This is a genomic window from Microbacterium flavescens (assembly GCF_018588945.1).
Classification (GTDB): Bacteria; Actinomycetota; Actinomycetes; order Actinomycetales; family Microbacteriaceae; genus Microbacterium; species Microbacterium flavescens.
In genome coordinates, this window is sequence record NZ_JAFIWA010000006.1 from 239,301 (window position 1) to 260,828 (window position 21,528).

The window sequence follows — 21,528 nt, forward strand, 5'->3', positions numbered from 1 at the left end:
GCCGCGCGTCACGACTCCTGCGAGCCCTCGACCCAGGCCAGGTACTCCTCCGACACGGTGCCCGTGATGTAGCGGCCGTCGAAGCAGCTCATGTCGAGGTCGTCCACGTCGGAGCCCTCCAGGATCGCCGCCTTCAGATCCTCGACCTCCTGGTAAACCATGTAGTCGGCGCCCAGCTCCTCGGCGATCTCGGGGATCGTTCGGCCGTGGGCCACGAGCTCGTGACGCGACGGCATGTTGATGCCGTAGACGTGCGGGTAGCGCACGGGCGGGGCGGCCGACGCGAATGTGACGCTCTTGGCTCCGGCATCCCGCGCCATCTGGATGATCTCCTTGGACGTCGTCCCGCGCACGATCGAGTCGTCGATGAGGAGCACGTTCTTGCCCTTGAACTCGCTCGACATCGCGTTGAGCTTCTGGCGCACGCTCTTCTTGCGCACCGCATGCCCGGGCATGATGAACGTGCGCCCGACGTAGCGGTTCTTGTAGAAGCCCTCGCGGTACTCGATGCCGAGCTTGCGGGCGACCTGCATGGCCGCCGGCCGCGACGAGTCGGGGATCGGCATGACGACGTCGATCGCATCCTTCGGCGTGTACTTGGCGATCGTGTCGGCCAGGCGCTCGCCCATGCGCAGGCGCGCCTCGTAGACGGAGATGCCGTTCATGACCGAGTCGGGACGGGCGAGGTACACGTACTCGAACGAGCACGGCACGAGCTTCGGGTCGGCCGCGCACTGACGGGTGTGGAGGTGGCCGTCGAGGTCGATGAAGACCGCTTCGCCGGGGTCGACGTCGCGGACGACCTCGAACTCACCGTTCTCGAGCACGAGCGACTCGCTCGTGACGACCCACTCGTAGCTGCCGTCCTCGTTCTTGCGCGTGCCGAGGATGAGCGGCCGGATGCCGAACGGGTCGCGGAAGGCGAGAAGGCCATAGCCGGCGATCAGCGCGATCGCGGCGTACGAGCCCTCGACGCGCTCGTGCACCCGGCTGACGGCCTGGAAGACCTGGTCGGGCTCCAGCTCGACGCCGGAGATCGCGCCCTGCAGCTCGTTGGCCAGCACGTTGACCAGGAGCTCGGTGTCGGACGAGGTGTTGAGGTGCCGGCGGTCCTTGTGGAACAGCTCGTCGGTGAGCTCGCGGGTGTTGGTGAGGTTGCCGTTGTGCACGAGGACGATGCCGTACGGCGCGTTCACGTAGAAGGGCTGCGCCTCCTCCTCGCTCGAGGCCGTGCCCTTCGTCGCGTAGCGCACGTGCCCGAGGCCGAGGTTGCCGAGCAGCGCGCGCATGTCGCGCGTGCGGAACGCCTCGCGCACCTGCCCCTTCTCCTTGTGCACGTGGAAGACGCCGTTGGTCTCGGCCGTCGCGATGCCTGTGGAGTCCTGGCCGCGGTGCTGCAGCAGGAGGAGCGAGTCGTAGATCTCCTGGTTGACGTTGCCCCTGCCGACCATCCCGACGATTCCGCACATGGGGTGTTACTTCGCTCCGTTGTTCTCGCTGTATGCGCCGACGAGGCGCACGGCGCCGCCGTCGACGCCCTTGGCGCCCTGCTCGAACTCGCCCTCCGGCCGGCTGCCACCGCGCACCACGCCGACCTGCCAGGTCGCGATGCCCTCGTGAGAGAGAGCGGATGCCGCGGCCTCCGCCTTCTCGGCGGCCACGACCGCGAGGAAGCCGATGCCGAGGTTCCACGTTCCCTCGGTCGACTGAAGATCGAGGTCGCCGAGGTCGGCGAGCACGCGGAAGACGGGCGGCGGCGACCAGGTCGACCGGTCGACCTCGACCCACGTGCCCTGCGGCAGCACGCGCGCGAGGTTGGCCGCGATGCCGCCGCCCGTGACGTGGCTGAGGGCGTGCACGGCGTCCTTCGTCTCGGCGATGAGGCGCAGGAGCGGCTGGGCGTAGAGGCGGGTGGGCTCGAGCAGCGCCTCGCCCCACGTGATGCCGTCGGTGCCGAGGTCGGCGGCGCGATCGCCGTACTGGATGCCGGCGCCGGCGACGATGTGCCGCACGAGCGAGTAGCCGTTGGAGTGGAGGCCCGAGCTGGCGAGTGCGAGGACGACGTCGCCGTCGCGCACGTGGTCGGCACCGAGGACGCGGCCGGCCTCGACGACGCCCGTCGCCGCACCTGCCACGTCGTAGTCGTTGATGCCGAGCAGGCCGGGGTGCTCAGCGGTCTCGCCGCCGATCAGCGCGGTGCCGGTCTCGTGGCAGCCGGCGGCGATGCCGCGGACGATGTCGGCGATGCGCTCGGGGAAGACCTTGCCGCATGCGATGTAGTCGGTCATGAAGAGCGGCTTCGCACCGACCACGACGATGTCGTCGACGACCATGCCGACGAGGTCGAGGCCGATGGTGTCGTGCTTGTCGATCGCCTGGGCGATCGCGACCTTGGTGCCGACGCCGTCGGTGCTCGTGGCGAGGAGCGGCTTGTCGTACGCCTTGAACGCCGACGCGTCGAACAGGCCGGCGAATCCGCCGACTCCGCCCAGGACCTCGGGCCCGTGGGTACGGCGGACGGCCGACTTCATCAGCTCAACGGCGAGGTCGCCAGCGGCGGTGTCGACTCCGGCGGCGGTATAGGGGTTCACCGGCGTGGAGGAGGGGGCATCGGGCGAAGAGGAGGCCACGTATCCAGCCTACCGGCGCGCTGAGCGAGCGGATGCCGCGTGACGGCCCTCCGTCGAGTGTCCAGGGCACGCCGCGCCGCCGGGTCGGGCGACGGCGCGTCCTGGACTCTCAACCGGAGGGGGAAGGGCGATTCGGCAGGCGGGAGAACGGGCTCGATGGGAGTGGCCGGTTCTAGAATGGCGACATGGGCGGCACCGGTGCTCCGGAATGGCTGATCCGCGAAGACGCGGGTCAGCCCGTCCTTCTTGCGCTCTATCTTCGGCAGGTGCTGGGCATCCGCTCCCCTGACGAGCTGCCGTATCTGCGAGGCATCCCACCGCGCGTCAACGACCGGCCCGAAGACGCCCAGGCGCTCCTCGAACGGCAGTGGCGCGAGTATTGGGCGATGACGGTCGAGCCGCAGGCGCACCCGTCGCCGGTTCCACTCGACCTCGTCGAGGGGTACGACACGCTGCTCGCCCTTCCGTCCCACGGAGCAGAGGCGCTGCGCGCGGCCGTCGCACCGCACTCCGCCGAGGCGCTGGCTTTCTCGCAGTCGGCCCATGCCCGCTACCGCCGGGATGCCAGCCCGGGGTCGGGCACGGCGTACCGGGCGTACGCGAGCGCGATCGCCGAGCACGAACGGCAGATCGGCCGTCGCGCCCACTCGTTCGAGCTCAACGTGCAGGTGCTCCCGCTGAATCAGCGAGGAGTGTGGTGGATCGGCTCGCTCACGATCGCCGTCACCGACGGCCTGCGCGGAGACGTCGCGGCGTTCGACGCCGCCATCCATCCGATCATCGCCGAACTGGCCTGAGGCCGGCCGGGGTCAGAGCGCGCGGTCGTCCTCGTCGGACTGCACCGACTCGTGGTCGACCGTGACCTCCCGCGTGTGCGCGCTCGAGCGCCGGTCGAACCAGAGGGCCACGAGCCCGGCCAGCGCGAGCCCGACGGGGATGCAGATGAGCAGGAGGAAGCCGAAGACCTGTCCCTGCGAGTAGACGAGGCCGGTGTTGGGGCTCTTCTCGGCCGATCCGTCGAACGCGAAGGTGAGGATCATCGCGACGACGACGCCGAGGGCTGCGCCGGCGAGGAGGAACACCGCGATCTTCGGCGCGCGGCGCACGCGCACGGTCTCGATGTGGTCCTCGACGTGATCCGGCATGGATCCATTGTCCCACTCCTGCCGCCCGGCGGCGCCTCTGTCATCGAGCAAGCGCAGCGTCCCCCGGGTCGTTGGGCGAGCGAAGCGTCCCGCGGGTCGTTGAGCGAGCGCAGCCTCCCCCCGGGTCGTTGAGCGAGCGAAGCGAGACGAAACGCCCTCTACGCCCGACCGCGCTCAAGGCCGCAGCGGCAGGAGGTCCGAGATGTCGGCGCGGGTGCCCGAGGCGGCGATGCGGCCCTGGGCCGCGGCATCCGTCCACTGTTCTTGTCCTGTCGCGAGCGCGATCCACGTCGCCGGATCCGTCTCCACGACGTTGGGCGGCGTTCCGCGCGTGTGGCGCGGGCCCTCGACGACCTGCACGGCACCGAAGGGCGGCACGCGCACCTCGACCGAGTTGCCCGGTGCCTTCTCGGCCAGCAGCTGCAGCAGATAGCGGACTGCGGTCGCCAGATCGGTGCGGTTGGGGAGGGATGCCTCGCCCGCCGCGTGCACGGCTTCGAGGGCGGAGCGTCCCTCGTCCGTCGTGATCCTTCGCGGCATGACTCAACGCTACGCCGTGCCCACCCCGAGGGATCCGGCCACGCCGCTTTGTCCGGTTCCCGCGTCTCCCGGATCGCCGAAACGGAACGGATGGCCCTCGGTAGGCTGGTCGGGTGAAGATCCTGGTACTCGGCTCGGGCGCGCGCGAGCACGCCATCATCCTCGCGCTGCGCTCGGAGGACACCGAGCACGAGATCTTCGCCGCCCCCGGCAATGCCGGCATCGCGCAGGACGCCGAGGTCGTCCCGCTCGACGCGAACGACCCCGCCGCGGTCACGGTCTTCGCCAACGAGCGCGCCGTCGACCTCGTGGTGATCGGACCCGAGGCTCCGCTCGTCGCGGGCGTCGCCGACGCCCTGCGCGAGCGCGGCATCCCGGTGTTCGGCCCGGGCAAGGCGGCGGCACAGCTCGAGGGCTCGAAGGCCTTCGCCAAGCGCATCATGGATGCCGCGGGCGTACCCACCGGTCGTGCGCTCCGCGCCACGAACCGCGCCGAGCTCGAGGCCGCGCTCGACGACCTCGGCTCCCCCTACGTCGTGAAGGCCGACGGCCTGGCCGCCGGCAAGGGCGTCATCGTGACCGAGGATCGCGACGCTGCGCTCGCGCACGCCGACGCCTATCTGCCCACCGGCCCGGTGCTCGTCGAGGAGTTCCTCGCCGGCCCCGAGGTGTCGCTGTTCTTCCTGAGCGACGGCGACCACGTGCTGCCACTCAGCCCGGCGCAGGATTACAAGCGCCTGCTCGACGCCGACGCCGGGCCCAACACCGGCGGCATGGGCGCGTACTCGCCGCTGCCGTGGCTGTCGGAGCGCTTCGGGGGCGAGGACGAGTTCGTCGACCTCGTCACGCGCGAGGTCGCCGAGCCGGTGATCCGTCGGCTGGACGCCGAAGGTACGCCGTTCATCGGCCTCCTCTACGCCGGCCTCATCCTGACGGACGCCGGCGTCAAGGTCATCGAGTTCAACGCCCGGTTCGGCGACCCCGAGACGCAGGTCGTGCTGCCCCGGCTGGTCGACCCGCTGTCCGAGCTGCTGCTGGCCGCGGCATCCGGCAATCTCGAAAGCCGCCCGCGGCCGGCGTTCGCCGACGCGGTCGCCGTGACCGTCGTGCTCGCGAGCGAGGGTTACCCCCAGTCGCCCGTGACGGGGCGGCCGTTGACCGGATTGGATGCCGCAGCCGCGGTCGAGGGCGTGCACCTCGCGCACGCGGCCACGGCAGAGACGGGCGGCGAGCTCATCGCGACGGGCGGTCGCGTGCTGAATGTGGTGGGGCTGGGCACGACCTTCGCCGAGGCTCGGGATCGGGTCTACCGCGCCGTCGCCGCCATCGGTCTCGAGGGCGGGCAGCACCGCACCGACATCGCCGCGCGTGTGGTCGAGGACTGACGCGGGCTCAGGTCGCGGGGACGGCGCGTTTCGTCTCGCTGCGCTCGCTCAACGACCGGGGTGACGGGTCGCTTCAACCGCGCCGTTCTGCGGCCTCGCGCTCTTCGTGGCGCAATTCGGCGCGGCTGAGCCGAGGAACTGAACGTCCAACCGCGGCATCCTGCGCCTGCCGGGTCGCGACGCACGCACATCGGCGCGGTTGAACGACCGGGGAGGACGCGTTTCGTCTCGCTGCGCTCGCTCAACGACCGGGCGGGGTTGAACCGGGGGCTACGCCGCTTCCTCGGCGGCCTTCCACTCGGAGGTCGGCATCGGCGACGGGCGGCGCAGGAACAGCACAGCGACCACGCCGATCAGCAGCACGGCCGCCGGCAGCAGGATCGCCTGCGACATCGCGGCCGAGAACGGCTCCGCGACCTGCGGCGGCAGCGCGCCCTCGTCGAAGCCGACCGAGGCATCGGCCGCTCCGGGGAGGTTCGCCTCGAGGCGTGCCTGCATGAAGGCGGCGATCGAAGCCGAGCCGAGCACCGAGCCGATGGTGCGCATCGTGTTGTAGATGCCCGCCCCGGCGCCGGCCTGGCGTGGAGCGAGGTTGCGCGTGGCGGTGGTCGCGAGGGGGCCCCACATGCCCGCGTTGCCGACGCCCATGATGAAGGACGGGATCAGGAACGCCCAAATCGGGGTGTCGAGGTTCATCAGAGCGGAGTAGAGCACGAGCGATCCGGTCACCAGCAGCAGGCCGGGCACGAGCAGCACGCGCGGATCGGTGCGGTCGAGCCAGCGCCCGGCGAGCGGCGAGAGCACCCCGGCGGCCACGGCCATCGGCACCAGCAGCAGCGCCGACTCGGTCGGCGTCAGCCCGCGGCCGAGCTGGATGAAGAACATGAGCGGCAGCGACATGCTCGTCACGGTGAAGCCCACCGTTGCGATCCCGACGTTCGCCACCGAGAAATTGCGGTCGCGGAACAGCTCGAGCGGCACGAGCGCCTCGCTCTTCGTCTTCGCCTGCTGCCAGATGAAGAGGGCGAGCACGATGACGCCGGCGATGATCAGCCCCCACACCGTGATGGGGCCCCAGATGACGCCCCAGTCGTAGGTCTCACCCTCCTGCAGGCCGAACACGATGAGGAAGAGCGCGAGGGCGCTGAGCACGACGCCCACCATGTCGAACTTGTGCGGGTGCGTCTCGAGCCTCGGGACGAGGATCCACGCGAGCACGAAGCCGACGATCCCGACGGGGATGTTGATGAAGAAGATCCACTCCCACCCGAAGCCGTCGACGAGCAGGCCGCCGGCGAGCGGTCCGACGAGCATCGCGACGCCTGAGGTGGCGCCCCACAGTCCCATCGCCGCACCGCGCTGGTTCGGCGGGAAGGTGCGGGTGATGACGGCCATCGTCTGCGGCGTCATCATCGCCGCACCGAGTCCCTGCACCGCGCGGAATGCGATGAGCGCCCCGAGCGTCGGCGACAGTCCGCACGCGAGCGAGGCGAGCGTGAACACGGCGAGGCCGATGAGGTAGATGGTCTTCGGTCCGAACCGGTCGCCCAGGCGGCCGGTGATCAGCAGCGGCACCGCGTAGGCGAGGAGGTACGCCGAGGTCACCCACACGACGTTGTCCAGGTTGTTGGTCTCGGGGTCGAGCGCCGCCTTGATCGCCGGGTTGGCCACCGACACGATCGTCGTGTCGACCAGGATCATGAAGAAGCCGATCACCAGCGCCCAGAGCGCCGGCCAGGCGCTGCGCGGAGCTTTGCCGTCGCCGGCGGGAGAGCCGGACGCGCCCGTCGTGCGGCGTCCTGCCGTCGATGCCCGGATGGTCGGTTCAGTCATTGCCCTGCGGCCTTTCGTTGAGCCAGACAGCGTATACCCCTCGCCGGGGCATGGCGTCGGTGGCCGCGAGTACGGTGACGGTTATGACGGATGCCCCGGCCGTGGCCCACGGGCACACGCTGTTCGACCCCCTCGCCGAGCCGTACCTCGCGAGTGCTGATGTCGACATCGGGCCGATGTTCGGCAGCCGAGGACTCCGCGTGCGCGGCAAGGTCTTCGCGTTCGTCGGGCACCTCGGCGACATGGTCGTCAAGCTGCCCGCCGCGCGGGTGGATGAGCTCGACGGCGGCGGCGGTCTCGAGCGCATGGTGATCCGCGAGCGCGTGATGAAGGAGTGGCTGATCGTGCCGGTGACGGCCGCGAAGCGATGGGAGGCGCTGCTGGCCGAGGCGTTCGCCTTCGTCGACGAGATCACCCCGGGGGCGCCGGGCGGTGAGCCTCCGCCCGAGCCCGCGATAATGGGCAGGTGACGACCCCCCTCGAACTGCCCGGCTGGCGCCATGCGTACTCCGGCAAGGTCCGCGACCTGTACGTCCCCGCCGACGCACCCGACGCCGCCTCGGCCGAGCGCATGCTCGTCGTCGCCAGCGACCGCGTGAGCGCGTTCGACCACGTGCTGTCGCCCGGCATCCCCGACAAGGGCGTGCTGCTGACGACCCTCAGCCTCTGGTGGTTCGACCGTCTCGCCGGCGCGGACGGCGGGCGCGGCATCCCGAACCATCTCGCGTCGTCGCACGTGCTCACGCTCGGCGCGGACGGGGAGGCGAACACCGCCGACGATCTGCAGTCGCTGATTCCGGATGCCGTCATCGGGCGCGCCATGGTCGTGAAGAGCCTCGACATGCAGCCCGTCGAGTGCGTCGTGCGGGGCTACCTCACCGGGTCCGGCTGGACGGAGTACCGCGAGAACGGCACCGTGTGCGGCATCGCGCTGCCGTCCGGGCTGGAGAACGGCGACCGCCTTCCCGAGCCGATCTACACGCCCGCATGGAAGGCGCCGATGGGCGAGCACGACGAGAACATCTCGTACGAGCGCACCGTCGAGCTCGTCGGCGCCGAGCGCGCGGCCGAACTGCGCGACCTCTCGCTCGAGATCTACGCGCGCGCCGCCCGCACCGCCGAGGAGCATGGCCTGATCCTCGCCGACACGAAGTTCGAGTTCGGCATCGACGACGACGGCGTGATGAGCCTCGCCGACGAAGTACTCACGAGCGACTCGTCGCGATACTGGGATGCCGCGGTCTGGGCCTCCGGCACGACCCCCGACGAGCGAATGGCGAGCTTCGACAAGCAGATCGTGCGGGACTGGCTCGCCGCGAACTGGGCACCCCCGCGCGAGGGCGAACCGCCGGCGCTTCCCGACGACGTGATCGAGCGCACGCGCGCCCGCTACCGCGAGCTGCTCGAGCGGCTCACCGCCGCCTGACCCGATTCCAGGTCATCGCGCGAGCGCGACGAGACCAAATCGCCCGCCGCGCGTCGCTAGGGTGAGGGACGCAACATTCCCGAGCGCAAGGAGCGCGCATGCCTCTGTGGACCCTTCACGGCAACGGCCGGACCGTCGAGCCCGGCCAGGTGGTCAAGCCCGACGAGCGACTGAACTGGCCCGCGACCGTCGCGATCGGCGCGCAGCACGTCGTCGCCATGTTCGGCGCGACGTTCCTCGTTCCCGTCATCACGGGCTTCCCGGTCTCGACGACGCTCTTCTTCTCGGGCATCGGCACGCTGCTCTTCCTCCTCGTCACCCGCAACAAGCTGCCCAGCTATCTGGGCTCGTCGTTCGCGTTCATCGCCCCGGTCACCGCCGCCACCGCGTCGCAGGGCATGGGCTCGGCTCTCGCGGGCATCGTCGCGGTCGGCGTCCTGCTGGCCGCGGTCGGCTTCGTCGTCCAGTTCGCGGGCATCGGCTGGATCGACAAGCTCATGCCGCCGGTCGTCGCCGGCGCGATCGTCGCCCTCATCGGGTTCAACCTCGCGCCCGTCGCCTGGGACAACTTCGAGCAGCAGCCGGTGACGGCATCCATCACGCTCGTCGCGGTGATCCTGTTCAGCGTGCTGTTCCGCGGCTTCCTCGGCCGCATCTCGATCTTCCTCGGCGTGATCCTCGGCTACGTCGTCGCCCTCCTCTTCGGCGAGGTCGACTTCACGGCCGCCGACAAGGCGTCCTGGTTCGGGCTTCCCGAGTTCCACGTGGCCGACTTCGCGTCTCCCGGCACGTGGAGCGTCATCGCCATGTTCCTGCCCGTGGTGCTCGTGCTCATCGCCGAGAACGTCGGTCACGTGCGCGGTGTGGCGACGATGACGGATGCCTCGGTGAATCAGCACACCGGCCGCGCGCTGATCGCGGACGGCGCGGCCACGACGCTCGCCGGATTCTTCGGCGGCTCGGGAACGACGACCTACGGCGAGAACATCGGCGTCATGGCGGCGACCCGCGTCTACTCCACCGCCGCTTACTGGGTGGCGGGCGTCGTGGCGATCCTGCTCGCGCTGTCACCGAAGATCGGCGCGATCATCGCCTCGGTGCCGCCGGGCGTGCTCGGCGGCGTGACCACCGCGCTGTACGGACTCATCGGCATCATCGGCATCAAGATCTGGGTCGACAACCGCGTGGACTTCTCGCGCCCCGTCAATCAGTACACCGGCGCGGTCGCCCTCGTGATCGCGATCGCCGGCTTCACGATGCAGTGGGGTGACTTCGAGCTCGGCGCGATCGTGATCGGCGCCGCCGCGGCGCTGCTGATCTACCACCTGGGCAATGCGATCGCTCGCTGGCGCAAGACCGGCGCCGATGACGGCGGTCCGATCCCGGCGGTCGGGCCCTTGGGCGGCGACCCCGAGAACGCCCCGGTGCGGTAGCGGTTCGCCGCAGGAGGAATGGGCGACGGATGCTGCGGGTTGTACATGCGTATGAATGAAATGCCCGCGCACTCCGGCGATCGTCTCGCCGCCGACACGTCGATGGGCGCCGTGACGCTCCTCGTCGGCGACCTCGATGCGATGACGGCGTACTACCGCGACGTCGTCACACTCCAGGTGCTGTCGGCCGACGGCGACACGACGACGCTCGGCCGCGCCGGACGCCCGATCGTGATCCTGCGCCACGAACCCGCGCTGCGCCACGCGACCCCCGGTTCGGCCGGCCTCTTCCACACCGCGATCCTCTTCGAGAGCCAGGCCGCCCTCGCGGCGGCGCTCTACTCGGTCGCGCGCCATGCGCCGGGCACGTTCACCGGGTCGGCCGACCACCTCGTCAGCCAGGCGTTCTACTTCACCGACCCCGAGGGCAACGGCATCGAGCTGTACTGGGACCGCGCGCGGTCCGACTGGTCGTGGACGCACGGGCAGGTCGAGATGGCGACGCTCTATCTCGACCCGAACGAGTTCCTGGGCGAGCATCTCACCGAAGAGGCGGCGCTCGGCGCGACGGCCGGGGACGCGGCATCCGTCGGTCACGTCCATCTCTCCGTGGGGGATGTCGCGACCGCCCGCGCCTTCTACGTGGACGCGCTCGGGTTCGATGCGACCGCGGCGCTGGGCGACCAGGCGCTGTTCGTGAGCGCGGGCGGCTACCACCATCACATGGCGATGAACGTGTGGAACTCGCGCGGCGCGGGTCCCCGCATGCCCGCCCTCGGGCTGGGACGCGTCGACCTCGCGCTGCCCGACGCCGACGCGATGGGCGAGCTCGCCGAGCGCCTGCGCCACCACGGGTTCGCGGTGCGCGACGACGGGCGCGACCTGTCGTTCGACGACCCCTGGGCAAACCTGCTCGTCGCCACGTCGCCCGGGCGGGGTTGAGGCGCGTTTCGTCTCGCTTCCCTCGCTCAACGACCCGGGGTAGGGGCGGCGCTCGCTCAACAACCCGGGGTAGGGGCGGCGCTCGCTCAACAACCCGCTGCGCGGCCCGGGCGTTCGCCTGTCACAAAGCACGGGTCGCACCCGCGAATCGCGACAGCCGAGCACGGTGAGTTCGGCCCAGAACCTCTAGACCGACTCGCGGACCACCAGCTCCGTCTCGAGGATCGTGACGTGGCGCGGATGCCGGCCGGCCAGCAGGTCGAGCAGGACCGTGGCCATGCGCTCTCCCTGCGCGAACGACGGCTGGCGCATCGTCGTCAGCTGGGGCGTCACCGACGTGGCGACCGGCGAGTCGTCGAACCCCATGAGGGCGATGTCGTCGGGCACGCGGATGCCGGCGTTGGCCAGAACCGACAGCGCGCCGCGGGCCATGAGGTCGCTCGCGATGAAGATGGCGTCGGGACGCTCGCCCGCTTCGAGGATGGCGCGCATCGCGTCGGCGCCGCCGTCGGCCGTGAAGTTGCCGTCGACGACCATGCCCTCGGGCAGCTCCCAGGCGTGCAGCGCGTCGCGGTAGCCGCGCAGCCGGTCGACGCCGGCGGGCATCGTCAGCGGTCCGGTGATGGTGGCGATGTTCCGGTGGCCGCGCTCGATGAGGTAGGTCGTGGCGTCGTGGCCGCCGCGGACATTGTCGACGTCGACGTAGTAGTCGCGCTCGCGCTCGCGCACGGGTCGGCCGCCGTAGACGACGGGCACGGCGTTGGCGATGCGGTCGATGAAGGTGTCGCTGGTGTGGTGCGACACGATGATCGCGCCGTCGACCGCTCCGCTGCGCACGTAGCTCGTGGTCTTGTCGCCCGGGTCGTCGTTCGCGATGAAGAGGTTCAGGACGTAGTCCGACCGGCTCAGCCGGGCGTTGATGCCCGAGACGATCGCCGCGAAGAAGGGATCGCCGAAGAACCGGGTGGTGTCTTCGGGCACGACGAGCGCGATGGCGTGCGTCTGCCGGCTCGCAAGTGAGCGGGCGGCGCGGTTCGGCACGTAGTTGAGGTCGGAGATCGCGCGCTTGACCGCCTCGAGCGCCTCCGGGCTCACGGCCGTCGACCCGTTCACGACCCGCGAGACCGTCGATCGGGAGACCCCCGCGGCCGCGGCGACCTCCTCGATCGTCACCGATCCGCGTATCGCGTCCGTCGTCATGCCGCCTGCCCTTCCTTCCGGGATGCTACGACCCGACGGTCGCCGTTTCGCGTTCGAGCGCGCGGGCCGCGATGATGCGGCTGTACTCGCGGCCGCTGTCCTTCACCGAGCGCAGCTGGGTGTCGTAGTCGACGCGGACGATGCCGAACCGCTTCTCATACCCCCACGCCCACTCGAAGTTGTCGAGGAGCGACCAGTAGAAGTATCCCCGTACATCGACCCCGGCATCCACCGCATCGAGGATCGCGCCCAGGTGGGCGCGGACGAAGTCGGCGCGATCGGCGTCGTGCACACGCACCTCCCCGTCTTCCACGACGCGCTCGTCGTCGTAGGCGGCGCCGTTCTCGGTGACGAAGAGCACCGTGTCGGTCGGCTGCGCGTACTCGTCCCAGACCCGGCCGAGCAGGCGGGTGAGACCCTCCGGCTGCACCTCCCAGTGCATGGGCGTGCGGGGCAGGCCGCGCTCGTGCCAGTAGATGCCCTCGTGCGATGGGAACGGTGAGGCGCCCGGCCGATCGGTCGGGGCGTCGCCGCCGATCGGTGCGACCGCGGGCGCGTGCCCGCCGACGAGCTCGCCGTGGTAGTAGTTCACGCCGAGCGTGTCGATCGACGTGGCGATGGTCGCCAGGTCTCCCGGACGCACCGCGGACTCCCAGGCGGCGATGGCCGAGGCATCCACCTTCCTGATGTCCTCCACCACGTCTGCCGGGTACTCGCCCCGGAAGATCGGGTCGAGGAACCAGCGGTTGAACTGGCCGTCGATGCGACGCGCGGCGTCGACGTCGGCGGGGTCGTTCTCGTCGACCGCATCGGCCACGGTGAGGTTCAGCGTGATGCCGAGGTTGAGCGATGCGTCGCGTGCGCGCAGCTCGCGGACCGCCTGCCCGTGGCCGAGCATCAGGTGGTGCGCGGCGAGCACGCCCTCGGTGACGCTGTAGTGACCGGGCGCGTGCAGGCCGGCGGTGTAGCTGAGGAACGACGAGCACCACGGCTCGTTGAGGGTCGTCCAGACGTCGACGCGGTCGCCGAGCGCATCGTGCATGTCGAGCGCGTACTCCGTGAACCGATCCGCGGTGTCGCGGTTCGCCCAGCCGCCCTTGTCCTGAAGGGCCTGCGGCAGATCCCAGTGGTAAAGGGTCAGCCAGGGCAGGATGTCGGCGTCGAGCAGCTCATCGACCAGGCGCTTGTAGAAGTCCACGCCCTGCACGTTGACCGGACCGCCGTCGGGGCGCACCCGCGACCACGACGTGGAGAAGCGGTACGTCTGCAGCCCCATCGACTTCATCAGCGCGACGTCGTCGGTGTACCGGTGGTAGTGGTCGCACGCCACGTCGCCGTTGTCGGCGTTGATGACGGCTCCCGGCACGCGGCAGAACGCATCCCAGATGGAGTCGCGGCGGCCGTCCTCGTGGGCGGCCCCCTCGATCTGGAAGGCGGCGGTGGCCGCACCGAAGAGGAAGTTCGACGGGAAGGCGCGCGCAGTGGTCGCGGTCATGCGGACGGCGTCCTTTCTGGAAGTGAGTGCGAAGTGAGGTGGGGCGGGTCGCCGGGCGGTCAGCCCTTGACGGCGCCGGCCATGATGCCGCTGACGAGCTGCTTGCCGGCGAAGGCGAAGAGGATGAGCAGCGGGATGGTCGACAGAAGGACGCCGGCGAGCACCACCGAGTAGTCGACGAAGTAGTTCGACTGCAGCAGCGAGAGCGCGACCGGGAGCGTCGGGTTCTGTCGATCCAGCACGATGAACGGCCAGAAGAAGTTGTTCCAGGCGCCCACGAACGTGAAGAGGAACAGCATCGCGGCAGCCGGTCGCGCCGCCGTCACGCCGATCACCCAGAACGTGCGGATCATGGATGCACCGTCCACGCGAGCCGCCTCGATGAGCTCGTCGGGCACCGACTGCTGCAGGTACTGCGTCATCCAGAACACGCCGAATGCGCTCGTCAGCGACGGGATGATGATCGCGCCGATCTGCCCGGTCCAGCCGAGGTCGGCGAACAGGATGTACAGCGGGACGACGCCCAGCTGCATCGGAACGGCCATCGTCGCGACCACGAAGACGAGCAGGGCCTTGCTGCCGCGGAAGCGCAGCTTGGCGAATGCCCACCCCGCGAGCGTCGAGGTGACGACGACGGCGGCGGCGATCAGGGTGGAGCTGTAGATCGAGTTCCACAGCGCCGGCCAGAAGTTCACGGCGGGATCGTTCATCACCGACGTGGCGTTGGCGATGAAGTTGCCGCCGGGGATCCACGACATGTTCGGGTCGTTGATGGTCGACGAGTCGCCCGAGCCGATGAGGAACGACCAGTAGTAGGGGAACACCGCCGACAGCAGCACGACGCCGAGGCCGGCGTACACCCAGAACCCGGGCCGGTAGCCGCGGATCTTGGTCGTGCGGTTGTTGCGGCGGCGGGCCGCATCCTGCGGAATGCCCTCTTCGATGATCGCGAGCGGCGGAGGAGTGCTGATGCTCATCGGCGGAATCCCTTCTTGCGCGGCGATACGACTCCGCGGCCGCCCTCGTCACGGACGAGTTTTCGGGTGACGAGGAGGTTGATGAGGCCGATCACGAGGATGATGAGGAACAGGATCCACGCGAGCGCCGCGGCCCGTCCGAAGTTCCACTCGCGCCAGCCGATGTTGTAGAGGAACAGGGTGATCGTCAGCCACTGCTGCGCTGCCCCGCCCTCGCCGGTGTTGTCGTACATCCGCGGCTCGTCGAAGATCTGCAGACCGCCGATGGTCGAGGTGATGATGACGAAGATCAGGGTGGGACGCAGCGAGGGCACCGTGATCGAGATGAACTGGCGGAATGCGCCGGCGCCGTCGACCGTGGCGGCCTCGTAATAGTCGCGGGGAATGGCCTGCATCGCGGCGAGGAGGATCAGCGCGTTGTAGCCCGTCCAGCGGAAGTTGACCATCGTGGCGATGGCGATGTGGCTCCAGAACGGATCCTTGTGCCACGGGATCGCCTGCAGTCCGAGGTCGGTGAGGATGTTGTTCACCAGGCCGTGGTTGTCGCCGAACATGTTGCTGAAGATCAGGGCGACGGCGACGGGTGCCATCACGTAGGGCAGCAGCACGCCCATGCGCCAGAACGTCTTGGCGCGGATGTTGCGGTCGAGCATGGCGGCGATGAACACCGCGAGGATCAGCTGCGGCACCGTCGACAGCAGGAAGATGCTGAAGGTGTTCCGCAGAGCCGTCCAGAACTGCGGGTTCTGCAGGATCCAGATGTACTGGTCGAAGCCGACGAACTCGCCGGAGTTGCGAACGAGGTCCCAGTTCTGGAACGAGATCACCGCGGTGTAGGCGATCGGGAACAGACCCACGATCGCGAAGACGATGAAGAACGGCGAGATGTAGAGGTACGGGGAGAGTTTGAGGTCCCAGCGGCTGATGCGGTGGGAGAAGGAGATGACGCGCGGCTGGCGTACGGGAGTCGGCCGGTCGGCCGGCCCGGATGCCGTGGGGCGGGTTGCGGTCGAGGTCACCGGTGGCTCCGATTCGATGTCAGGGGAGAGGCGGGAGGCTGTGGAGGAGGAGTGCACGCGAGCCGGGTGAGACCCGCGCACACTCCTCCTTCGGTCAGGCCACGGCCGGGCGAGCGACCGTGGTGGCTAGACCACGCCTATCAGAACGCCCCGACCTCGGAGACCCAGGTGTCCCACGAGGTCTGCTGGTCTTCGACACCGTCGAAGACGCGCGTGACCGCGTTCTGGAGCGCGTCGTGGTACTTGAAGTAGCTCGCGTCCTTGAAGGGAGCGACCGTGACGGCCTCGGCACGCGTGCTGAGGATCTCACCGGTCGGAGCGTCGTTGAAGTACTCGTTCGTCGCGTCGGTCAGCGTCGGGTCCTCGTACGCCTCGAGCTGGCTCGGGAAGGTGCCCGCGTTGGTGAACGCCTTGACCTGCTGCTCGGGGGCCGTGAGCCAGTCGGCGAGCGCGAGCGCTGCGTCGACGTTCTTGCCGTTGGCCGGAACGGTCAGGTACGAGCCGCCCCAGTTGCCGCCACCGTTCGGGAAGACATCCGCGATGTCCCACCCGGTGACGTCGGGCGCGTTGCCCGAGATGACGCCCAGCATCCAGCCCGGGCACAGCATCGTGGCGAACTCGCCGTTGGCCATCGAGGCGAACCAGTCGTCCGACCACTGGCCGGGGTAGGCCGAGTTCGGGACCGCACGCTCGGTGACGAGGTCGTACGCGGCCTGGATCTCGGGGTTCTCGGTCGCGATGACCGTGCCGTCGGGCTCGGTGTAGGTGTACTCGATCTGGTTGACGATGCCCTGGAGCACCGAGTTCGCCGAGTCGATCATCGGTTTGCCGGTGGCTTCCTTGTACTGGTCGGCGACGTCGAGGTAGTTCTCCCAGTCGCCGTCGAACAGCTCGGCCACGCCCTCGCGGTCGCTCGGCAGGCCGGCGGCCTCGAATAGGTCGGCGCGGTAGCAGATGCCCTGCGGGCCGATGTCGGTGCCGAAGCCGACCAGACGGCCGTCGGGGTCGGTCGCAGCGGCTTCCTTCCAGTCGAGCCAACGGCCCTTGACGCTGTCGGGCGCCTCGGCCAGGAGGTCGGAGTACTGCATCGCCTCGGCGAACCAGTCGATCTCGACGGCTTCGATGTCGGCGAGACCTTCCTTGCCCAGCTTCTGGAAGTAGTTCGCACGCGCGTCGCCGGACTCGGCGGCACGGTTGTGGACGATCGTCACGTTGGGGTTCTCATCCATGTACTCCTGGAGGAGCTCCTCGGTGTAGCCGAAGTCGTTGAACGTGGCGATGGTGAGCGTGATGGGCTCGTCGGAATCTGCCGACGGCTGGCCGCCGCCGCCGCCGGCGCAGCCGGCGAGGACGATGGCCGAAGCCGAGAAGGCGGCGACTGCCACGGCGCTTCGACGGAAGGCGCGTGAGTTCACTGTCACTCCTTTGTGTTGTCAGGGTCGAATATGTGTTGCAGGGTGTGCGGCTCGAGACGGGTTCCGGGCCACGGTGCCGTGGGAGCGTTCCCACCGGACGGAACCTCACGCTATGGGATCGCTCCCACGGATGTCAAGGGAGCGCTCCCACGATGGGGTCACGGTTGTGTCACGACAGATCACGCGCCTCCGGCGGCGAGCGGATGCCTCGGCCCATAGACTGGAGGAGACCCCTTCCCGCGACATCCGGAGCTCTCGTATGCCCACCATCGTCGTCGACGTCATGCCCAAGGCCGAGCTGCTCGACCCGCAGGGGAAGGCCGTGTCCGGTGCTCTCGCGCGTCTGGGCCAGGACGCTTTCACCTCGGTGCGCATCGGCAAGCGATTCGAGCTCACCGTCGAAGGCGAGGTGACCGACGAGGTCCTCGCCACCGCGCGTCAGGTCGCCGACGAGATCCTCTCCAACTCCGTGATCGAGGACGTGGTCGGCGTCGAGGTCGTCGAGTGACCACGCGCATCGGGGTCATCACCTTCCCCGGCTCCCTCGACGACCGCGACGCACAGCGCGCGATCGAGATCGCCGGCGGCGAGCCCGTCGCCCTCTGGCACGGCTCCCACGACCTCGAGGGTGTGGATGCGCTCGTGCTCCCCGGCGGGTTCAGCTACGGCGACTACCTGCGCGCAGGTGCGATCGCGGCGCGCGCGCCGATCATGGCGGAGGTGAAGGATGCCGCGGCCAAGGGCATGCCGGTGCTCGGCATCTGCAACGGCTTCCAGATGCTCGTCGAGGCGCACCTGCTTCCGGGCGGCCTCATCCGCAACGCCCACCAGCAGTTCATCCGGCGCGACCAGCGTCTGCGCGTCGAGAACGCCGACACCGCCTGGACGAGCGGCTTCGACGCAGGCCAGGAGATCGTCATCCCGCTCAAGAACGCGGACGGCGGCTACATCGCGTCGGAGACCGAACTCGACCGGCTCGAGGGCGAGGGTCTCGTCGCCTTCCGCTACGTCGGCGTGAACCCCAACGGATCGCTGCGTGACATCGGCGGCATCGCCAACGAGCGCGGCAACGTCGTCGGGCTCATGCCCCACCCGGAGCACGCGGTCGAAGAGGGCTTCGGGCCCGACACGGCTGCCGCCATGCGCTCGGGCGTCGACGGCCTGCCGTTCTTCACCTCGGCGATCGCCGCCGTGGTCGCCGCCGCGGCCTGACCCGCGGCATCCGCTCAACCCCGCCACGTCGTTGAGCGAGCGAAACCTCACTCACCGGGTCGTTGAGCGAGCGCAGCCTCACCCACCGGGGCGTTGAGCGAGCGCAGCGAGACGAAACGCGCTGACCCGCGGCATCCCTCGTCTCAGACGGTGCCGGCCGGCGGCCAGACGCCGATGATGATGGCCATGACCACAAACGTCACCAGCTCGTGGGCGATGTTCATGACGGTGAGCGAGGACGGGCGGCCCTCGAACTGGTCGTGCGTGATGAACCGCGCCGCCGTGAAGCCTGCCCACAGGATCACCGCCGTGCCGAGCGACGACAGCAGGAACCCTCCGCCGTAGAAGTGCCACGAGATGGCGGTGGCACCGGCGAGCACCCACGCCGACACGAAGCTCACGAACACCGTGACGATGATCGGCATCCACGCCTGCAGCGCGGTCTGCTCGCGGTGGAGGTCGACGTTCGCGAGCTTTGCCCAGCGGGTGCCGAACACCTTCGGCGTGTACCAGATCGAGCCGACGATCATCGTCGACAGCGTGGCCAGAAGCACGGCCCAGTAGTTGATCTCGGGAACCATCTTCGCCTCCTCGGCAGCGGCCGGGCAGTCGCCGCCGCTGGTCGCGAGCGTAGCGCCGCGCACCGACCCCGGCCCGCCAGCGCGCCGATACCGTAGAACGGTGACTCTGACCGTGAGCGTTCCTACCGACAGGCTGGCCGACGACCTGGGTGCGCTGCCCGCCGACGTCGACCTGGTCGTGTGGCCGATGGACGGGCCGCCGCCCCGCGAGAGCTTCGACATCGTCGTTCCGCCGTACATGAAGATGGAGAAGGTGCTGCAGCGCCTCGAAGGCGTGCGCACGCGTCTCGTGCAGAGCCAGTCGATCGGCTACGAAGGCGTCGACGAGATCCTCCCCGAGGGCCTGACGTTCGCCAACGCGGCGTCTGTGCACGAGACGTCGACGGCGGAGCTCGCGGTCGGTCTCGCCATCGCGGCGCAGCGCCACATCGACAGGTTCGCCGTCGACACCGCCGCCGGCCGCTGGGAGCCCGCGTTCACGCAGAGCCTCGCCGACCGGCGAGTGCTGCTGTTGGGCTACGGCGGCGTGGGCAAGGCGGTCGCCGCCCGGCTCGCACCTTTCGAAGTCGAGCTCACCGTGGTCGCGAGTCGAGCACGTGACGAAGAGGGGATGCCGGTGCACGGCGTCGATGAACTGCCGAGCCTCCTCGGCACGGCCGAGATCGTGATCCTCACCCTGCCGGGCGGCGACGAGACGCGGGGCATGGTCGACGACGCCTTCCTGTCCGCGCTCCCCGACGGCGCGCTCGTCGTCAACGTCGGGCGCGGGTCGCTCGTCGACACCGATGCGCTCGTCGACCACGTGCGGCGTGGTCGGGTTCGGGCCGCGATCGACGTCGTCGATCCGGAGCCGCTGCCGGCGGGGCATCCGCTCTGGTCGCTTCCGGGTGTGCTCATCACCCCGCACGTCGGCGGCGCCTCGTCGGCGATGGGACCGCGCATCGCCCGGCTGGTGCGCACCCAGATCGATCGAATGCTGGCGGGCGAGGAACCGCTCAACGTCGTGCTCGGGGGGTGACGCGTTTCGTCTCGCTTCGCTCGCTCAACGACCCGTGCGTGGGAGAACCCCCCGCGTTCCGCGCCGCAGCTGGTGCGCCCGTCGCGCCCCCCGGGTCGTTGAGCGAGGAGCGAAGCGACGAGACGAAACGCCTCTCGTCAGCGCAGACCGTTTCGTCTCGCTTCGCTCGCTCAACGACCCGGGGGACGCGCTCGCTCAGCGAGCGGGGGACGTCTCCACGCCCGTCAGAACCAGCACGCCGCGCTCGTCGGCGCCGCAGAATCGGCCGAACGAGCCGAAATACGAGTCCCGTGAGCCGCCGTCCGGCAGGTCCGCGAGCGCGACCTCTGCGCCTACACCGACGAGGAGCGCTCCCTCGCCGACGCGGTCACCCGAGGCGAGCACCACTTCGGCTCCGTCCTGGCGCGCTCCGTCGGGCCACACGATCCACGCCCCCTCTGCCGCAGCGTCATCCGTCTGAGCGAGGGTGAAGCATCCGTTCGCCTCGACAGCCAGCGCCCCTTCGACGGACGACCCTTCGGCCACAATCGCGGCGGCATCGGATTCCGAGAGCGTCGGCAGGCCGAACCCGCCTTCCGCGTCCGCACCGCCGGGTGCACAGCCGGCGAGCGCCGCGGCCACGACGACGATCATCGTCACGCCCGCCGCCCGCCCGCCGAGTCGCATCGCCGACCTCAGGCCGTGAACACCGTGTGGACGTCGCCGACCAGACCGCGGCCGCCCAGCGCCTCGAGCTCCATCAGCACGGCGGTGCCGACCACCACACCACCGAGACGCTCGACGAGCGAACGCGCGGCGACGAGGGTTCCGCCGGTCGCGAGCACGTCGTCGACGAGCAGCACGCGCATGCCGTCGCGGATGTCATCGTGCGCCTCGATCGTCGCGGTCCCGTACTCGAGCGCATAGTCGACGGATGCCGCGGGCCGCGGCAGCTTGCCGGCCTTGCGGATGGGCACCAGACCCGCGCCCGCCTCCATCGCCGCAGCGCCTGCCAGCAGGAACCCGCGGGCTTCGACTCCGGCGACGACGTCGAAATCGCCGTCGAAGGGAGCGATGAGCGCGTGGATCACGGTGCGGAGGGCCGTGGCATCCGCCAGCAGCGGTGTGATGTCGCGGAAGAGCACCCCCGGCTCGGGATAGTCGGGGATCGTGCGGATGAGCGACTCGGCACGGGAAAGGGCTTCAGACACCGCCTCACGATACCGCCCGAAGCCGCCGCCCGCCGGGCCCCGCGCTATGAATCCGCCCTGTTCGCGCGGCGGATGTAAGCGCTTGCA

22 protein-coding genes are annotated in these 21,528 nt (G+C 69.7%); 9 read left to right on the plus strand and 13 right to left on the minus strand.

Translation table 11 applies throughout. From position 1 onward, the window contains the following. Window positions 1-8: 8 nt before the first annotated feature. Entirely contained in the window at window positions 9-1,469 is a 1,461-nt protein-coding gene (gene purF / locus JX005_RS13200) for an amidophosphoribosyltransferase (RefSeq protein ID WP_214468004.1), read from the minus strand. 6 nt (window positions 1,470-1,475) lie between these two features. Continuing rightward, window positions 1,476-2,630, minus strand: coding sequence for a phosphoribosylformylglycinamidine cyclo-ligase (gene purM / locus JX005_RS13205; RefSeq protein WP_214468005.1), 1,155 nt, complete (start codon window positions 2,628-2,630; stop codon window positions 1,476-1,478). A 185-nt stretch (window positions 2,631-2,815) separates the two neighbouring features. On the opposite strand from purM, the gene JX005_RS13210 reads away from it, so the two are divergent. Beyond that, window positions 2,816-3,427, plus strand: a complete 612-nt coding sequence (locus tag JX005_RS13210) for a zinc-binding alcohol dehydrogenase (RefSeq protein WP_214468006.1) — start codon at window positions 2,816-2,818, stop codon at window positions 3,425-3,427. Window positions 3,428-3,439: 12 nt separating this feature from the next. Here JX005_RS13210 and JX005_RS13215 read toward each other — a convergent pair whose 3' ends face one another. Both JX005_RS13215 and JX005_RS13220 read right to left on the minus strand, forming a co-directional pair. Further along, the gene (locus JX005_RS13215; protein WP_214468007.1) at window positions 3,440-3,775 is read right to left on the minus strand and encodes a potassium transporter Trk; all 336 of its coding nucleotides are present in this window, start codon (window positions 3,773-3,775) and stop codon (window positions 3,440-3,442) included. Between the two features lie 174 nt (window positions 3,776-3,949). After that, window positions 3,950-4,315 carry a sterol carrier family protein gene (locus JX005_RS13220; RefSeq protein WP_214468008.1) on the minus strand — a complete coding sequence of 122 codons (366 nt, stop codon included), beginning with the start codon at window positions 4,313-4,315 and terminating at the stop codon, window positions 3,950-3,952. Window positions 4,316-4,428: 113 nt separating this feature from the next. Between JX005_RS13220 and purD the strand changes: the two genes are divergently transcribed. Further along, entirely contained in the window at window positions 4,429-5,700 is a 1,272-nt protein-coding gene (gene purD, locus JX005_RS13225) for a phosphoribosylamine--glycine ligase (RefSeq protein ID WP_214468009.1), read from the plus strand. 270 nt (window positions 5,701-5,970) lie between these two features. Here the strand turns inward: purD and JX005_RS13230 are convergent, their stop codons facing one another. After that, window positions 5,971-7,533: a DHA2 family efflux MFS transporter permease subunit gene (locus tag JX005_RS13230; protein WP_214468010.1), complete on the minus strand. Its 1,563-nt coding sequence runs from the start codon at window positions 7,531-7,533 to the stop codon at window positions 5,971-5,973. Between the two features lie 83 nt (window positions 7,534-7,616). Between JX005_RS13230 and JX005_RS13235 the strand changes: the two genes are divergently transcribed. From JX005_RS13235 to JX005_RS13250, 4 genes are all read left to right on the plus strand, one after another. Then, the gene (locus tag JX005_RS13235) at window positions 7,617-8,003 is read left to right on the plus strand and encodes a hypothetical protein (protein ID WP_214468011.1); all 387 of its coding nucleotides are present in this window, start codon (window positions 7,617-7,619) and stop codon (window positions 8,001-8,003) included. After that, window positions 8,000-8,959 carry a phosphoribosylaminoimidazolesuccinocarboxamide synthase gene (locus JX005_RS13240; RefSeq protein WP_214468012.1) on the plus strand — a complete coding sequence of 320 codons (960 nt, stop codon included), beginning with the start codon at window positions 8,000-8,002 and terminating at the stop codon, window positions 8,957-8,959. The genes JX005_RS13235 and JX005_RS13240 overlap by 4 nt, the downstream gene beginning before the upstream one ends. A gap of 98 nt (window positions 8,960-9,057) precedes the next feature. Beyond that, a complete protein-coding gene (locus JX005_RS13245) occupies window positions 9,058-10,392 on the plus strand; it encodes a uracil-xanthine permease family protein (RefSeq protein WP_214468013.1) in 1,335 nt (444 codons plus the stop codon). 51 nt (window positions 10,393-10,443) lie between these two features. Continuing rightward, window positions 10,444-11,334: a VOC family protein gene (locus JX005_RS13250; RefSeq protein ID WP_372447344.1), complete on the plus strand. Its 891-nt coding sequence runs from the start codon at window positions 10,444-10,446 to the stop codon at window positions 11,332-11,334. A gap of 186 nt (window positions 11,335-11,520) precedes the next feature. On the opposite strand, the gene JX005_RS13255 is transcribed toward JX005_RS13250, so the two are convergent. The 5 genes from JX005_RS13255 to JX005_RS13275 form a co-directional block, all read right to left on the minus strand. Beyond that, window positions 11,521-12,534 (minus strand): LacI family DNA-binding transcriptional regulator, encoded by a 1,014-nt coding sequence (locus JX005_RS13255; protein WP_214468015.1) that lies wholly within the window; start codon window positions 12,532-12,534, stop codon window positions 11,521-11,523. 25 nt (window positions 12,535-12,559) lie between these two features. Then, window positions 12,560-14,029, minus strand: a complete 1,470-nt coding sequence (locus JX005_RS13260; RefSeq protein WP_214468016.1) for a glycoside hydrolase family 1 protein — start codon at window positions 14,027-14,029, stop codon at window positions 12,560-12,562. Between the two features lie 59 nt (window positions 14,030-14,088). Continuing rightward, window positions 14,089-15,006, minus strand: a complete 918-nt coding sequence (locus JX005_RS13265; RefSeq protein ID WP_214468017.1) for a carbohydrate ABC transporter permease — start codon at window positions 15,004-15,006, stop codon at window positions 14,089-14,091. Further along, window positions 15,003-16,025, minus strand: a complete 1,023-nt coding sequence (locus JX005_RS13270; RefSeq protein WP_214468018.1) for a carbohydrate ABC transporter permease — start codon at window positions 16,023-16,025, stop codon at window positions 15,003-15,005. The genes JX005_RS13265 and JX005_RS13270 overlap by 4 nt, the downstream gene beginning before the upstream one ends. Window positions 16,026-16,165: 140 nt before the next feature. Then, window positions 16,166-17,440 carry an ABC transporter substrate-binding protein gene (locus tag JX005_RS13275; protein ID WP_214468019.1) on the minus strand — a complete coding sequence of 425 codons (1,275 nt, stop codon included), beginning with the start codon at window positions 17,438-17,440 and terminating at the stop codon, window positions 16,166-16,168. Window positions 17,441-17,699: 259 nt separating this feature from the next. On the opposite strand from JX005_RS13275, the gene purS reads away from it, so the two are divergent. After that, window positions 17,700-17,948, plus strand: coding sequence for a phosphoribosylformylglycinamidine synthase subunit PurS (purS, locus tag JX005_RS13280; RefSeq protein WP_191765111.1), 249 nt, complete (start codon window positions 17,700-17,702; stop codon window positions 17,946-17,948). Continuing rightward, on the plus strand, window positions 17,945-18,652 hold the full coding sequence (gene purQ / locus JX005_RS13285; RefSeq protein ID WP_214468020.1) for a phosphoribosylformylglycinamidine synthase subunit PurQ: 708 nt from the start codon (window positions 17,945-17,947) through the stop codon (window positions 18,650-18,652). The genes purS and purQ overlap by 4 nt, the downstream gene beginning before the upstream one ends. Window positions 18,653-18,795: 143 nt before the next feature. Here the strand turns inward: purQ and JX005_RS13290 are convergent, their stop codons facing one another. Continuing rightward, window positions 18,796-19,233, minus strand: a complete 438-nt coding sequence (locus JX005_RS13290) for a DUF1761 domain-containing protein (protein ID WP_214468021.1) — start codon at window positions 19,231-19,233, stop codon at window positions 18,796-18,798. A gap of 100 nt (window positions 19,234-19,333) precedes the next feature. On the opposite strand from JX005_RS13290, the gene JX005_RS13295 reads away from it, so the two are divergent. After that, a complete protein-coding gene (locus JX005_RS13295) occupies window positions 19,334-20,251 on the plus strand; it encodes a 2-hydroxyacid dehydrogenase (protein WP_307858587.1) in 918 nt (305 codons plus the stop codon). Between the two features lie 195 nt (window positions 20,252-20,446). Here the strand turns inward: JX005_RS13295 and JX005_RS13300 are convergent, their stop codons facing one another. Continuing rightward, window positions 20,447-20,890: a hypothetical protein gene (locus tag JX005_RS13300; protein WP_214468022.1), complete on the minus strand. Its 444-nt coding sequence runs from the start codon at window positions 20,888-20,890 to the stop codon at window positions 20,447-20,449. 35 nt (window positions 20,891-20,925) lie between these two features. Then, entirely contained in the window at window positions 20,926-21,441 is a 516-nt protein-coding gene (locus JX005_RS13305; protein WP_214468023.1) for an adenine phosphoribosyltransferase, read from the minus strand. Between the last annotated feature and the right edge of the window lie 87 nt (window positions 21,442-21,528).